This is a genomic window from Gilliamella sp. B2828 (genome assembly GCF_026537125.1).
GTDB lineage: Bacteria > Pseudomonadota > Gammaproteobacteria > Enterobacterales > Orbaceae > Gilliamella.
The window spans coordinates 25,269-39,694 of sequence record NZ_JAFNMU010000001.1 but is presented as its reverse complement, the minus strand read 5'-3'; the positions used below and the strand labels follow the sequence as shown (position 1 = coordinate 39,694).

The window sequence follows — 14,426 nt, the reverse complement described above, 5'->3', positions numbered from 1 at the left end:
GTTTAAATCAATAGAAAGTTTTTTGGATTATTATGAAAAAAAATGCTGCCGTGACAGTTATTGGAGCGGGTTCTTATGGAACGTCTTTAGCTATCTTGCTAGCTCGAAATGGCCACCCTACATTATTGTGGGGACATAACCCTGATAAAATGACTGTTTTGCAGCATGACAGGCAAAATAGGCAGTTTTTACCGGATATTCCTTTTCCTGACCAGCTTCAAATTGAAGCCGATCTAAAAACCGCAGTTGCGGCTTCACCTATTTTATTAATTGTTGTACCAAGCCACGCTTTTGGTAGTATTTTGAAAAAAATTAAGCCGTTTTTAAGAAAAGACAACAAAATTGTTTGGGCAACAAAAGGGCTTGAAGTTGATACAGGCAGATTGTTACAAGATGTAGCTCGAGAAATTTTGGGTGATCACATTCCATTAGCGGTTATCTCTGGACCAACATTTGCCAAAGAAGTGGCTTCAGGTTCTCCAACAGCAGTAACCGTCGCATCAACTAATGAGCAATTTTTATCTGAATTGCAAAGTCTATTTCACTGTAGTAAAAGTTTTCGTGTTTATAGTAGCAAAGACTTTATAGGAGTACAGCTCGGTGGCGCAATAAAAAATGTTATTGCTATCGGCGCAGGTCTTTCAGACGGTTTAGGGTTTGGTGCTAATGCTAGAACGGCGTTAATCACCCGAGGACTCGCCGAAATGATGCGTTTAGGTGAAGTATTGGGAGCTGATCCTGCAACTTTTATGGGAATGGCAGGACTTGGCGATCTAGTTTTAACATGCACAGACAATCAATCCCGTAACCGTCGCTTTGGAATATTACTTGGTCAGAATAAATCTATTCAAGAGGCCCAAAATATCATTGCTCAAGTTGTCGAAGGTTGTAAAAACACAAAAGAGGTTTGGTCACTCGCTCAAAAGTACCATGTTGATATGCCTATTACTGAACAAATATATCAAATTTTATATGAGCATAAAGATCCCAAACAAGCTGCCATGGCATTACTTGGACGTTCTAAAAAAGAAGAGTTAAAAAGCTAATCTTTTACTTAAATGTATAGTTAACCTGAAACTTTTTTACAAATTTCAGGTTTTTTTTAGATGTTTAAGCCAATACCATTTTCTTTTGCTTTAAGGTAAATGTCATAACCAACATAGACATCAAGTACTGCTGTTCCAACCGATTTAAATAAAGTAATTTGCTGCTCATTTTGACGACAAAGTTGCGGATTTAAAATTAAATCACCTAATTCTAAAAAATCATCTTTTGATACTATTTTTTGGTGAAGCGGATCAATAATATCCCCCGCTTCAGCAAACACACCTCCTTTCGTATCAAGTACTCGAATTTCGGCTTTTTCTACAATATTACTTGGGATCTCATGCATGTCTGGCATGTATGCCCCTACACCATTGATATGAGTGCCTGGCTTAACTAAATCTCCATTAAAAGTTACCTCTTTTGACGTGGTGACAGAGGTAATGATATCCGCTTGATGAATATCTTCATCAATATTGTAAGAAAAATAAAGATTAACAGAAAAATGTTCAAATCGTTTCTTCATTGCTTCGGTAAATTGTTGCCCTTTATTAGCATCAAGTCCAAAGATTGCCACATCTGTTAATGGACGAACGGTTAACATTGCTTCCAATTGTGAAGCAGCTTGTCCACCTGTACCTATCAACACTGCCCGCTTAGAATCTTTACGGGCTAAAAGATCGGTTGCAGCACCTTGCACAGCGCCCGTTCTAAGTTGGGTCACAAAAGTACCATCTAACATGGCACAGACTTCACCAGTTTGTGGATCGATCATCATGACTTGAGCCGGTACAGAGGGTTTACCTAATTTGGGATTATCTGGAAATACCGAAACTATTTTAATACCGACAATATCTTGACCTTTTATATAGGCCGGCATAAACAAGCATTGTCCTTTTTGCATATCGAAATTGATACGTAATGGTACATCACTTTTTCCTTGAGTATAAATTTTTAAAGCTTGTTTATCAGCGGCTATTGCTTCTGACATAGTGTAGAATTTTTCAATATCTTTAGCTGTTAAAATGAGCATTTTGATCCCTTATTGTTCTTTACTATTTATTTACGTATTTTATGTATTTATCATCTATTTTTAGATTGAACATCACCATTTTAATACATAACAATATGTTTTATATTGTTTATTTAAAAATATTTACATTTCTTGTATATTTTAATTATTTTCACTATTATTACATGGTGCAATTTTACACGATAATTGAGAATTCAGATGTTATTTAAAACATTAAAAATCTTATTAAAGATGCTATTCCATGTCAAAGTTCATGGTAATCTTAAAAATTTAGAACAAGACAGATTGCTTATCACACCCAATCACGTTTCTTTCCTTGATGGTATTCTAATCGGCGTTTTTTTACCAGTAAGACCTGTATTTGCTATCTACGCAGGTTATATCAATCATTGGTTAGTACGCTTAGCTAAACATTATGTAGACTTTGTGCCAATGGATCCCGTTAACCCAATGGCTATTAAACGCTTAGTTCGTGAAATTGAAAAAGGCCGACCTATTGTAATTTTTCCTGAAGGAAGAATTACAGTTACAGGCTCACTAATGAAAGTTTATGATGGTGCTGCTTTTGTTGCTGCCCGATCTCAAGCAACCATTGTACCTGTCTGGATTGAAGGTGCTGAATTTACCATCACCAGCCGCTTAAAAGGATTATTTAAACGCCACTTATTCCCCAAAATAGTGATTCATGTGCTTGAACCAACATCCATTCCTATGCCTAATGCACCTAAAGCTAGCGAAAGACGCTATATTGCCGGTGAAAGACTTCATCAAATAATGATGAATGCTCGAATGGGAAGTCGTCCAAAATTAACCCTTTTTGAAGCATTGCTTGAAGCTCAAGTGCGCTATGGCGTGAAATCACGAATGGTACAAGATCCTACAACTAATGAAGCATCTTATCGCAATCTCATCAAACAAATTATTGGCATTAGTTGCATCGTTTCTAAATTCACTAATAAAAAAGAACGTGTTGGAGTTCTATTACCCAATTCAACTATTACCGTTGCTACCATTTTTGGTTTATCGGTAAAAAACCGCATTCCAGCAATGCTCAATTATACTGCAGGAACAAAAGGTTTAACCTGCGCTATCACTGCAACTGAAATCAAAACTATTATCACTTCACGTAAATTCATCCAAAAAGGAAAACTCGACTATTTACTTGAAGAAATCAAAAATGTTAAATGGTATTTTTTAGAAGATTTACGTAACAGTTTAACATTTACCGATAAGCTTTATGTTACCGTTCACCAATTTATTCCGCGTTTGGTTAAACAAGATCAATCCTGTGATGACGAAGCTTTAGTACTATTTACATCAGGCTCTGAAGGTAATCCCAAAGGTGTTGTGCATAGTCATGGTAGTTTACTTGCCAATGTTGAGCAAATTCGAACCGTGATTGACCCAACGCCTGCCGACCGATTTATGTCTGCATTACCTTTATTCCATGCTTTTGGTATCACCGCTGGACTATTTTTACCAATATTTTCTGGTAGCCGTACTTTCTTATATCCCAATCCTTTACATTATCGTATGGTGCCTGAAATAATTTATGACCAAGATTGTACTGTTCTATTTGGTACACCTACTTTCTTGGCTAACTATGCCCGTTATGCGCACCCGTATGATTTTATGCGACTACGTTATGTGATCGCTGGTGCGGAAAAACTATCTGACGCAGTTCGTGAACAATGGAAAGATAAATATGGCATTCGTATTCTAGAAGGTTATGGTGTTACTGAATGCGGACCGGTTGTATCACTGAATGTTCCAATGGCATTTAAAACTGGTACTGTAGGCCGTTTATTACCGGGTATGACAGCTAAATTAATCTCAATTCCAGGTATTTCTGATGGCGGAGAATTGCTCGTTAAGGGGCCTAATGTTATGAAAGGGTACTTACGAGTAGAAAACCCAGGTAAACTGGAAAAACCAATTGTGACCAATGAACAAGGACAATCGGAAAAAGATTGGTATGATACCGGTGACATTGTTTATATTGATAATCAAGGTTTTATGACAATCAAAGGACGAGTGAAACGATTTGCTAAAATTGCAGGTGAAATGATCTCATTAGAAAGTGTTGAAGCTCTTGCTAAAAAAGTCGATCCTCAAGCGATGCACGGTGCAACAGTAAAAAGTGATGCTGCTAAAGGAGAAGCGATTGTATTATTTACCACATCATCTGAGTTAAATCGAGAACAACTCAATCTAAAAGCTCAAGAACTGGGTATTCCTGCATTAGCTATACCGCGTGATATTCGTATTATTAAAGAGTTACCGCTTCTTGGTACAGGTAAAGTTGATTTTATGACCTTACGAAAAATGGCTGACCAATAATTTAAGGATATCTTATGAACCAACGCCCATTATTAAATAAAGGCATGGTTGCAACCATGCTAGCGCAATTTTTTTCAGCCTTTTCCGATAATGCGATCTTTTTTGCCATATTGGCGTTCATTAAAAATTTACATTATCCCGAATGGAGTCAGTCAGCATTACAGATAGGTTTTGTTGTGCCTTTCATTTTACTTTCCCCTTTTGTTGGTCAATTTGCTGATAGTATGCCCAAAGGAAAAGTGATGATGATTTCAAACGGTATAAAATTATTGGGTGCCGGTTGCGTCTGTTTAAACTTAAGTCCATTTGTAGGCTATTTCTTAGTTGGTATGGGTGCAGCCGCATACTCTCCTGCAAAATATGGAATTTTAGGAGAACTTACCAGCGGCGATAATTTAGTAAAAGCCAACGGGTTAATTGAAGCATCAACAATTGCTGCTATTTTGCTTGGGTCATTAGCTGGTGGACATATTGCCGATCTCAATGTAAGCGTGGCATTGTTTGCTTGTGTATTGATGTATGGACTTGCTGTTATCGCTAACTTTTTTATTCCTAAATTACCCGCTGCAAGAGAAAAAATTCAATGGCATTTTTTAAGTATGGTCAAAGATTTTGCTAACACGACTAACATAATATTTACTAATAAGCAAGTACTGTTTACATTATTAGGCACAAGTCTATTTTGGGGCGCGGGTATTACTTTACGCTTTTTATTGATTAGTTGGGTTCCTGTCGTTTTAGATATTTATGATAATGCAACACCGACTAATCTTAATGCTGTTGTTGCCATTGGCATTGTAATTGGTGCAGGACTGGCCAGTACATTTATTTCTATAAATAACATATTGCGATGTATTCCAGCAGGAATTATGATGGGGATTATGGTTATTACTTTTACTTTGCAAGGCAATATCATTTCATCTTATATTTTATTAGTTATCATTGGGGCTTTAGGTGGCTTCTTTTTAGTACCCCTAAATGCTTTTATCCAAAAAATAGGTAAAGAACTTGTTGGCGCAGGAAGTGTGATTTCGGTACAAAACTTAAGTGAGTATACTGCCATGATGGTAATGTTAGGGCTTTACACTTTGGCTGTTGCTCTGGATTTACCCATTATAGCAATTGGTGTTGGTTTTGGTGGTTTATTTGCCATAATAATTTTATTATTATGGTTAGGATTAAAAAAACATGCAAAAAATTAATCTTTCAGAGATGATAACCGAAAGTCGCAATCCTAATAGCGAACACATAGATAACTGTTCAACAGTAGAGATACTCAAAATTATCAATAATGAAGATAAACAAGTCGCGATAGCTGTTGAAAAAGAACTTTATAATATAGCCCAAGCTGTTGACGTTATCAGCCAAACTTTTTTAAAACAAGGTCGATTAATTTATCTTGGTGCTGGCACTTCAGGGCGATTGGGTATTTTAGATGCCAGTGAGTGTCCTCCTACTTATGGTTCGCCACCACAGCAGGTCATAGGCTTAATTGCTGGCGGCTCATCAGCTATTTTTAAAGCAGTTGAAAACGCGGAAGATGATCCTACTCAAGCTATCAGCGATTTAGCCAATATTAATTTTAGCGTTAACGATGTTTTAGTAGGTATTGCTGCAAGTGGGCGTACGCCTTATGTAATAGGAGGTATGCAATATGCAAAATCAGTGGGGGCAACCGTTATTAGTTTATGTTGTAATCCTCAAGCACCAATAATTAAACTGGCGGATATCTCTATTACCCCAATTGTTGGAGCCGAAGTGATCACCGGTTCATCAAGAATGAAAGCCGGTACTGCACAAAAGTTAGTACTCAATATGCTCACTACCGCAAGCATGATCAAAATCGGCAAAGTTTATGGTAATTTAATGGTTGATGTTGAAGCAACTAATGCCAAACTCATGGAACGACAAATATCGATCGTTATGCAATCCACCGATTGTACTCGTGAAATAGCAATGGCTGCATTAAATAAATGCGATAAACATTGTAAAACAGCAATATTAATGATTCTTGCTAATATTGATGAGTTACAAGCAAAAAAAATATTGTTACAAAATAATGATTCTATTCGCAAAGCAATAAACAATCACACCGCATAAATGACTACAAAACACAAATTGGTTCACCCAATTTGTGACTCAAGTCTAATTTTTCATTCTTAATGTTTGAAATAAATATTCATAAAAATAATAATTTTGCTCTAATTTCAAAGGTTACTATGTTCATTAATTAATGGATTTTTTTGAAAAAAACTAATTAAACTTTGATTGTAAGTTTAATCTTATAAAAAGGAAAATCTATGAAAAAGTCATTATTACAACTTAATATAGCCACAATTTTGCTTGGTATATTAGCACTATCCCTCCCAACTTTTGCGAGTAATGAAAAAAATTTACCTATTGTTGATAATCATCAATCCAATATCAACCAAATTGCTGATGCCTCTTTAGTTCAAACTCAATATGGTATGATAAAAGGTCAATTCGATAAAATAAATAACGTTATTGTTTGGACTGGTATACCTTATGCAAAATCACCAGTAGGTCAACTTAGATGGAAAAAACCTGTTGATCCTGAATCTTGGAAAGGAGTATTAGATGCAACCCAAGCAAGCAAAATTGCATTCCAACTGAAAGATAATAAAGTTATCGGATCAGATGATAGTTTAAATCTCAATATATACCGACCAAATAATAAATCGAATAATTTACCAGTACTGGTTTATATTCACGGGGGAAATAATCAAAATGGCAAAGCGGAGGAAATGACAGGAAATACTCTGGTAAATGACATTGAAGGAATTTTTGTCTCAATTAATTACCGTTTAGGACCGTTGGGATTTAATCCGCTTCCAGCCTTACAAACTGGCGATAAACTCGAAGATTCTGGAAATTATGCACTACTTGACATTGCAAAATCCTTAGATTGGATAAAAGAAAATATAACCCATTTTGGTGGAGACGCTAATAATATAACTGTATCTGGATTTTCTGCTGGCGGGCGAGATGTAATGGCAATGTTAATCTCACCTATTTTTAAAGGTAAATTTCAAAAGGCTATATCTTTTAGTGGTGGCATGACTATCGCAGATAAACAAGATAGCGTAAAAGTATTTGCTAAAGCTATCGCTCCCCTTGTTGTTGAAGATAAAATTAAACCAACCCAAGATGAAGCTTATCATTGGTTATTAACCAATAATTCTAATGTAAGAACTTATCTTTATAGTGTATCTTCACAACGACTGGTATCACTTATGGGAAATGCTGGAATAAGAATGAGTGTATTTCCACATTTATACAATGATGGATATGTCATTCCTAAAGATGGTTTCAACACTCATGAATATAATTCTGTACCACTGATTATGCTCACAGGTACCGGCGAATTTTCATTGTTTGCCCAAACATCACCCTATTTTAGTGATACTTTCAATAATGATTTGCCAACAGGAAAAAAGCTTAAAGAATTTAATTTTGCCAATAAATATGGGGGACGTTTATATGACCTATTTAATGTAGCAGATTCTGCGCAAAAAATGGCACCCTTTTATAAGGCCAAAATTTATGGACTAGAAATAGAATTTGGTCAAGACAGCAATAGTGTTGGTTCACACATGGCATTATTTGGAGCTTTTCATGGAGTGTTCCTACCACTATTGGATGCTGATTCTCAAAATTATGATCGGTTAATTGGTAATGCATATAAAACTCAAGGCGCCAAACAATTAAGCATGACATTAAAAAAATACCTTAATAATTTTATTCATTCAGGTGATCCTAATGGAACTGATTTAGTTTATTGGAATAACTGGACTACTGAACATAATAAAGCTAATAATGCTTATTTATATATGAATGCAGATAAAGTAAAAGCCATTGCTTATATGGGAGGCAAAAAATTGACTTACAGCGATGTACTTAATGAAATGGATGATGATCAATCAATTAATCAAAAAACGAAAAAAGTCATCATATCTGAAGTTTTAAACGGTCGATGGTTTAGTAGTGAGCTTGATCAACGGTATAACAATAAATCATTATGGATTAAATAAGTTAAGTAATGCTATGCACAATATGTTCTGTATTATCATTTGATGATCATATATTGTGCTTAATAATGATCATCAAAAGTTTACAAATGGATAAAATAAAGTTGAGTGACCAACCAATCTGAATGTCCTATGAAAAGCTTTAAGAAATTATCCTAACGTCTAGAAATGCATAATTCTAGGGAATAAAAAATAAAATTTTTTATTTTTGACTATTCTATTTTTTTATTTTAACAATATGTTTTTTAGAAATATTATCCATTATCCCTGTCACAGATTTTAACAAATGCTATCATTTAATAATAAAATTTATAATATAATAACTATATTCGTTGATGAGATAAATAGGTAATCAGATTGACACTAAAAACTTTTTGCTTTGTTTGCGTAATAAAAAGTAACATTTTTTAGTGTAGAAAATAACTGAGTTAGTCATAATTTTTAAAAATATTTTATAACACATTTATATTATTCAATAATATAAAAATCCGGAGGAAATTATATGGTAGGAATTATCCTAGCTACTCATGGGGAGTTTGCTGAAGGTATTCTACAATCAGGATCGATGATCTTTGGAGAGCAGGAAAATGTGAAAGCCATTACCTTGCATCCTAGTGATAGTCCAGAAAGTTTAAAAGAACGAATGCAGGAAGCAATCGCAACATTTGACAATCAAGATGAAGTATTATTCCTGGTAGATTTATGGGGAGGTACACCTTTTAATCAGGCTAATAATTTATGTGGTGAACACAGTAATTGGGCGATCGTCGCAGGTTTAAATCTTCCAATGCTTATCGAAGCTTATTCTTCACGTTTTTCAATGGAGAGCGCCAAAGAAATTGCTGCAGCAATTATTGATCCTGCAAGAGAAGGTGTCAAAGCAACTGTTGAGGCACCAAATCAAAGCAAATCAGCAACGCAAGTATCTAACACAATACCTGAAGGAACGGTACTTGGTGATGGTAAAATGAAAATTGTCTTAGCGAGAGTTGATTCACGATTATTACATGGACAAGTTGCCACTGCTTGGACTAAATCAACCAATCCTAATCGTATAATTGTGGTTTCAGATTCCGTAGCGAAAGATGAACTAAGAAAAAAACTTATTCAAGAAGCTGCACCTCCTGGCGTTAAAGCCAATGTTGTGCCAATTAAAAAAATTATTGAAGTATCGCACGATCCTCGATTTGGCAATACTAAAGCCTTACTCTTATTTGAAAATCCTCAAGATGTTTTACGTGCGATAGAAGGTGGCGTCGATATTGATGTTGTTAATATTGGTTCAATGGCACATTCTGTAGGTAAAGTCATGGTTAATAAAGTACTTTCTATGAATGCTGATGATGTTGATGCTTTTGAAAAATTGAAAGCTAAAAACGTTAAATTTGATGTTCGCAAAGTACCAAATGATTCCAATAGTAATATGGATGATTTATTGAAAAAAGCAAAAGAAGAGTTGGCTGAACAAAAAGATTAGTTTTATTTACGAGGTTATACATTATGACATTATCAATCATTGCTATCATATTAGTGATAGCTGTTGCCTTTCTAGCCGGTATAGAAGGTATTTTAGATCAATTCCAATTCCACCAGCCGCTTGTTGCATGTTCTTTAATTGGACTTGTGACCGGAAATTTAGAAGCGGGCGTAGTATTAGGTGGATCACTACAAATGATTGCGTTAGGTTGGGCAAATATTGGGGCAGCAGTAGCGCCTGATGCCGCACTAGCCGCCGTTGCATCATCGATTATTTTAGTTTTAGGTGGACAAGGTATTGCTGGTGTATCAACAGCAATTGCGGTAGCGATTCCACTTGCGGTTGCTGGATTATTTTTAACCATGATTGTACGAACTATCGCTGTTCCATTAGTTCATATGATGGATGCGGCAGCAGAAGAAGGCAATATTCGTAAAATCGAATGGTTGCAAGTTTTAGGCATCTGCTTACAAGGTCTACGAATTGCCATTCCAGCAGCAGCGTTACTATTCATTCCAGCAGAAACGGTAAAAGAAGCGTTAAATGCAATGCCTGAATGGTTAACAACTGGTATGGCTATTGGTGGTGGTATGGTTGTTGCAGTAGGTTATGCAATGGTAATAAACATGATGGCAAACCGTGAAGTATGGCCGTTTTTCATTATTGGCTTTGTGGTTGCCGCTCTATCCCAATTAACATTAATTGCCCTTGGTGCGTTAGGAATCGCATTAGCACTGATATATCTCAGTCTTTCAGAACGTGGCAATTCATCGAATGGCGGTAGTAAAGGTGATCCGCTTGATGATATTTTGAATGATTACTAGAAACTTGGAGAAGAAAATGACAGATAGAATTCAATTAAGTAAAAAAGATCGTTTAGCAGTCGCTTGGCGTTCAACTTTCCTTCAAGGTTCTTGGAACTATGAACGTATGCAAAATGGTGGTTGGGTTTATTCTATGATTCCTGCCATCAAAAAATTATATACCACAAAAGAAGACCGTTCAGCAGCGTTAAAACGTCATTTAGAGTTTTTCAATACACATCCATATTTAGCATCACCCGTTTTAGGTGTAACACTTGCTTTAGAAGAAGAGCGCGCTAACGGTGCCGCAGTTGATGATGTTGCAATTCAAGGGGTAAAAGTTGGGATGATGGGTCCTTTAGCGGGGGTGGGTGATCCAGTGTTTTGGTTTACCGTACGACCAATGCTAGGTGCTCTTGGTGCTTCATTAGCGCTTAGTGGTAATATTATGGGCCCTATTTTATTCTTTTTACTATGGAATATTATACGTTGGGGTTTTATGTGGTATACGCAAGAATTTGGTTATCGTACTGGATCGAAAATCACAGATAACCTATCAGGTGGTTTACTACAAAAAATTACTAAAGGTGCATCTATACTAGGAATGTTTGTGCTTGCTGCTTTGGTACAAAGGTGGGTATCAATAAAATTTCAACCCGTTGTATCAACAGTTAAACTAGACAATGGGGCATTCATTGACTGGGATTCGCTTCCAGCTGGCGCTCAAGGTATCCAACAAGCATTACAACAAATGCAAAGTGGATTATCACTAACCCAAGAAAAAGTCACCACATTACAAAATAACTTAGATCAATTAATACCAGGGCTTGTTCCGCTACTTTTAACGTTTTTCTGTATGTGGTTATTACGTAAAAAAGTATCGCCAATCATTATCATTGTTGGATTATTTTTAGTAGGTATTGCTGGTCATTTAGTTGGTCTTTTATAAACCAGTATTTTTGTAAAGAGGTTTTAGGAAAGCATAATGTTACAGTATGAAATTTTGCTTTCTGTCAAACAATAATTATCCTTTTCATTACACAATGTGACAAACAACACGATGTGTATGAAAAGGATAGCATTATCAATTCAACCTTAACTATGGATAGGTAATAGATGGTTCAATCTTTGAATACAAAAATTGATTTGACTGTAAAAGCAACCGCTTTTACTGGTTTATCTGAATATGGCAATATTATGATTGGTGATAAAGCATTTGAATTTTATCATCGGCATGACCCTCGCAAATATATCCAAATTCCTTGGGATGAAGTGGACTATGTCATTGCATCAGTATTATTTGGTGGCAGATGGATTCCACGTTATTCAATTCAAACAAAAAAAAATGGTACTTTCACTTTTGCCTCTGAAAATCCTAAAAAAACATTAAAAGCGATTCGCGTTTATATAGATGGTCAAAAAATGGTGAGATCTTTAGGCTTTTTTGATGTTTTAAAACGAGCTTTTATTTGTAAAAAAAATAAAAAATAGCAGCGATATCTAAATATAAGAACGTAATAGATTCTAAAAAATAAAATATCGTCAGTATTATTTTTATTCATTCATGACTAAATAAGTTTAAAGCAAGCAATATCACGCCAAGCATCAACAAACAGCCATTGCACTTTTTTCCAGAAAGAGTATAATTTCGGGGCTTTGATTTTGTCCATGTTGGGCAAAAGAAAGATTATTTTTTAATTTAAGAGGATGTTATGGTAACTATTCGTTTAGCTCGTGGTGGCTCTAAAAAGCGCCCTTTTTATCAAGTAGTTGTCACTGATAGCCGTAACCCACGTGATGGTCGTTTTATTGAACGCGTTGGCTTTTTTAATCCAATTGCACAAGGTAAAGCAGAAGAATTACGTTTAGATCTTGATCGCGTAAATCATTGGGTTGGTTTAGGTGCAACAGTTTCTGATCGTGTGAATGCATTGATCAAACAAGCACAAAAAGCTGCTTAATTAAGTAATAAATAGTAACTGTAATGATGAATACTGAGAATCTGATCGTTGTAGGTAAACTTGGTTCTAGCTACGGCATTCGTGGTTGGCTCAGAATTTTTTCGTTTACAGAATTTCCAGATAGTATTTTCGATTACACACCTTGGTATATCCAGCGTGCTGGTAAATGGCAAGAGGTAATCGTAGAAAGCTTCAAACCCCATAATCAGGATATGATTGTAAAACTCAAAGGCGTTGACGATCGTGATCAAGCCAATGCATTAACTAATTTTGAAGTATTTGTTGATGCTGAAAAATTTCCAGAGCTTAACAATGGTGATTTTTATTGGAAGGATTTGATTGGCTGTCGAGTAAAAACAGTTAACGGTTATGATTTGGGTCAGGTGACTGACTTAATGGAAACTGGTTCGAATGATGTGTTGGTTGTTAAAGCAAATCTAAAAGATGCATTTGGAGCAACAGAACGTTTAATTCCATTTGTGGATGATCAATTTATAAAACAAGTTGATTTAACAGCAAAAGTGATTGTGGTCGATTGGGATCCTGCTTTTTAATTGGTAAGGTAAGAATATGTGGATTGGCGTTATTAGCCTTTTTCCTGAAATGTTCCAAGCAATTACCTGTTATGGTGTGACTGGTCGAGCCGTAAAAAACGGACTGTTAACAGTAGAATATTGGAACCCGCGCGATTTTGCGTATGATAAGCATAAGACTGTCGATGATAGACCTTATGGCGGTGGTCCCGGCATGTTAATGATGGTACAACCACTTCGCGATGCAATTCATGCTGCAAAAACAGTAGCTGGTAACGATACAAAAGTAATCTATCTCTCCCCACAAGGGCGCAAATTAAACCAACAAGGTGTTGGCGAGTTATCGCAATATCAAAAAATGATTTTGATTTGTGGTCGATATGAAGGTATAGATGAACGCGTTATCCAAACCGAAATTGATGAAGAATGGTCAATTGGAGATTACGTGTTAAGTGGCGGTGAATTACCAGCGATGACGATGATTGATGCATTAGCAAGATTTATTCCTGGTGTATTAAATCACGAATCATCAGCAGAAGAAGACTCTTTTGCTAACGGGTTACTCGATTGTCCACACTATACCAGGCCTGAGGTGTTAGATGGAATGGCGGTGCCCGACGTGTTAATGTCTGGTCACCATGAAGCGATTCGTCGCTGGCGATTAAAACAATCACTGGGACGAACTTGGTTGAGAAGAGAAGATCTTCTTAAAAATCTAGCTCTGACTGATGAAGAGCAACGTTTACTCACTGAATTCCAACGTGAATATCGTGATGAACCGAGCCGTTGATATTTCAGTATAACTAGTAAGAGACAAAATTATGAAAAATGCAATTATTCAGCAATTAGAACAAGAACAAATGAAAAAAGACATCCCGTCTTTTCGTCCGGGTGATACGGTTGAAGTAAAAGTATGGGTTGTTGAAGGTAACAAAAAACGTCTTCAAGCTTATGAAGGTGTTGTTGTAGCAATTCGTAATCGTGGTTTACATTCTGCATTTACAGTACGTAAAATTTCGAATGGCGAAGGTGTTGAACGAGTATTCCAAACTCACTCACCAATTGTTGATTCAATTACTGTGAAACGTCGTGGTCAAGTACGTCAAGCTAAACTTTACTACTTACGCGAACTTCGTGGTAAAGCAGCGCGTATCAAAGAACGCCTTAACTAATTCAAATTGGTTAA

The 14,426-nt window shown here is 35.9% G+C and carries 13 protein-coding genes and 2 pseudogenes; 14 read left to right on the top strand and 1 reads right to left on the bottom strand.

Translation table 11 applies throughout. The annotated features are described in order from the left end of the window. Window positions 1-32 precede the first annotated feature (32 nt). Window positions 33-1,046: an NAD(P)H-dependent glycerol-3-phosphate dehydrogenase gene (gpsA, locus tag J3U19_RS00165; protein ID WP_267345128.1), complete on the top strand. Its 1,014-nt coding sequence runs from the start codon at window positions 33-35 to the stop codon at window positions 1,044-1,046. A gap of 56 nt (window positions 1,047-1,102) precedes the next feature. On the opposite strand, the gene J3U19_RS00160 is transcribed toward gpsA, so the two are convergent. Continuing rightward, on the bottom strand, window positions 1,103-2,077 hold the full coding sequence (locus J3U19_RS00160) for a hypothetical protein (RefSeq protein ID WP_267339671.1): 975 nt from the start codon (window positions 2,075-2,077) through the stop codon (window positions 1,103-1,105). Between the two features lie 198 nt (window positions 2,078-2,275). Here J3U19_RS00160 and aas point away from each other — a divergent pair, with 198 nt between their 5' ends. The 13 genes and pseudogenes from aas to rplS all read left to right on the top strand — a co-directional run bounded on the left by aas (window position 2,276) and on the right by rplS (window position 14,412). Further along, window positions 2,276-4,417: a bifunctional acyl-ACP--phospholipid O-acyltransferase/long-chain-fatty-acid--ACP ligase gene (gene aas, locus J3U19_RS00155; RefSeq protein WP_267345126.1), complete on the top strand. Its 2,142-nt coding sequence runs from the start codon at window positions 2,276-2,278 to the stop codon at window positions 4,415-4,417. Between the two features lie 14 nt (window positions 4,418-4,431). Beyond that, the gene (lplT, locus tag J3U19_RS00150) at window positions 4,432-5,619 is read left to right on the top strand and encodes a lysophospholipid transporter LplT (protein ID WP_267345125.1); all 1,188 of its coding nucleotides are present in this window, start codon (window positions 4,432-4,434) and stop codon (window positions 5,617-5,619) included. Further along, window positions 5,606-6,517 (top strand): N-acetylmuramic acid 6-phosphate etherase, encoded by a 912-nt coding sequence (gene murQ, locus J3U19_RS00145; RefSeq protein WP_267345124.1) that lies wholly within the window; start codon window positions 5,606-5,608, stop codon window positions 6,515-6,517. Before lplT ends, murQ begins: the two co-directional genes overlap by 14 nt. Before the next feature lie 200 nt (window positions 6,518-6,717). Continuing rightward, on the top strand, window positions 6,718-8,469 hold the full coding sequence (locus J3U19_RS00140) for a carboxylesterase family protein (protein ID WP_267339676.1): 1,752 nt from the start codon (window positions 6,718-6,720) through the stop codon (window positions 8,467-8,469). Window positions 8,470-8,968: 499 nt separating this feature from the next. Then, window positions 8,969-9,349: pseudogene (locus tag J3U19_RS11490) on the top strand (PTS sugar transporter subunit IIA); the annotation flags it as partial. A 51-nt stretch (window positions 9,350-9,400) separates the two neighbouring features. Continuing rightward, a pseudogene (locus J3U19_RS11485) lies at window positions 9,401-9,943 on the top strand (PTS system mannose/fructose/N-acetylgalactosamine-transporter subunit IIB); the annotation flags it as partial. Between the two features lie 23 nt (window positions 9,944-9,966). Next, window positions 9,967-10,767 (top strand): PTS mannose/fructose/sorbose transporter subunit IIC, encoded by an 801-nt coding sequence (locus J3U19_RS00130; protein ID WP_267339680.1) that lies wholly within the window; start codon window positions 9,967-9,969, stop codon window positions 10,765-10,767. Between the two features lie 16 nt (window positions 10,768-10,783). Then, complete coding sequence (locus tag J3U19_RS00125; RefSeq protein WP_267339682.1) at window positions 10,784-11,695, top strand: PTS system mannose/fructose/sorbose family transporter subunit IID; 912 nt, start codon at window positions 10,784-10,786, stop codon at window positions 11,693-11,695. Between the two features lie 167 nt (window positions 11,696-11,862). Further along, complete coding sequence (locus J3U19_RS00120) at window positions 11,863-12,237, top strand: DUF956 family protein (RefSeq protein WP_267339683.1); 375 nt, start codon at window positions 11,863-11,865, stop codon at window positions 12,235-12,237. 221 nt (window positions 12,238-12,458) lie between these two features. Then, window positions 12,459-12,707: a 30S ribosomal protein S16 gene (gene rpsP / locus J3U19_RS00115; protein WP_034900786.1), complete on the top strand. Its 249-nt coding sequence runs from the start codon at window positions 12,459-12,461 to the stop codon at window positions 12,705-12,707. 23 nt (window positions 12,708-12,730) lie between these two features. After that, window positions 12,731-13,261, top strand: a complete 531-nt coding sequence (gene rimM / locus J3U19_RS00110) for a ribosome maturation factor RimM (RefSeq protein ID WP_267339692.1) — start codon at window positions 12,731-12,733, stop codon at window positions 13,259-13,261. Between the two features lie 16 nt (window positions 13,262-13,277). After that, complete coding sequence (gene trmD / locus J3U19_RS00105; protein ID WP_267339693.1) at window positions 13,278-14,030, top strand: tRNA (guanosine(37)-N1)-methyltransferase TrmD; 753 nt, start codon at window positions 13,278-13,280, stop codon at window positions 14,028-14,030. A 31-nt stretch (window positions 14,031-14,061) separates the two neighbouring features. Beyond that, the gene (gene rplS, locus J3U19_RS00100; protein ID WP_025314641.1) at window positions 14,062-14,412 is read left to right on the top strand and encodes a 50S ribosomal protein L19; all 351 of its coding nucleotides are present in this window, start codon (window positions 14,062-14,064) and stop codon (window positions 14,410-14,412) included. Window positions 14,413-14,426: the final 14 nt, after the last annotated feature.

Excerpts from the sequence above, each read along its gene's own strand:
- lplT (WP_267345125.1), top strand. The coding sequence starts at position 4,432 with ATGAACCAACGCCCATTATTAAATAAAGGCATGGTTGCAACCATGCTA.
- J3U19_RS00140 (WP_267339676.1), top strand. The coding sequence starts at position 6,718 with ATGAAAAAGTCATTATTACAACTTAATATAGCCACAATTTTGCTTGGT.
- rpsP (WP_034900786.1), top strand. The coding sequence starts at position 12,459 with ATGGTAACTATTCGTTTAGCTCGTGGTGGCTCTAAAAAGCGCCCTTTT.
- gpsA (WP_267345128.1), top strand. The coding sequence starts at position 33 with ATGAAAAAAAATGCTGCCGTGACAGTTATTGGAGCGGGTTCTTATGGA.
- J3U19_RS00130 (WP_267339680.1), top strand. The coding sequence starts at position 9,967 with ATGACATTATCAATCATTGCTATCATATTAGTGATAGCTGTTGCCTTT.
- rimM (WP_267339692.1), top strand. The coding sequence starts at position 12,731 with ATGATGAATACTGAGAATCTGATCGTTGTAGGTAAACTTGGTTCTAGC.
- rplS (WP_025314641.1), top strand. The coding sequence starts at position 14,062 with ATGAAAAATGCAATTATTCAGCAATTAGAACAAGAACAAATGAAAAAA.
- J3U19_RS00120 (WP_267339683.1), top strand. The coding sequence starts at position 11,863 with ATGGTTCAATCTTTGAATACAAAAATTGATTTGACTGTAAAAGCAACC.
- murQ (WP_267345124.1), top strand. The coding sequence starts at position 5,606 with ATGCAAAAAATTAATCTTTCAGAGATGATAACCGAAAGTCGCAATCCT.
- trmD (WP_267339693.1), top strand. The coding sequence starts at position 13,278 with ATGTGGATTGGCGTTATTAGCCTTTTTCCTGAAATGTTCCAAGCAATT.
- aas (WP_267345126.1), top strand. The coding sequence starts at position 2,276 with ATGTTATTTAAAACATTAAAAATCTTATTAAAGATGCTATTCCATGTC.
- J3U19_RS00160 (WP_267339671.1), bottom strand. The coding sequence starts at position 2,077 with ATGCTCATTTTAACAGCTAAAGATATTGAAAAATTCTACACTATGTCA.
- J3U19_RS00125 (WP_267339682.1), top strand. The coding sequence starts at position 10,784 with ATGACAGATAGAATTCAATTAAGTAAAAAAGATCGTTTAGCAGTCGCT.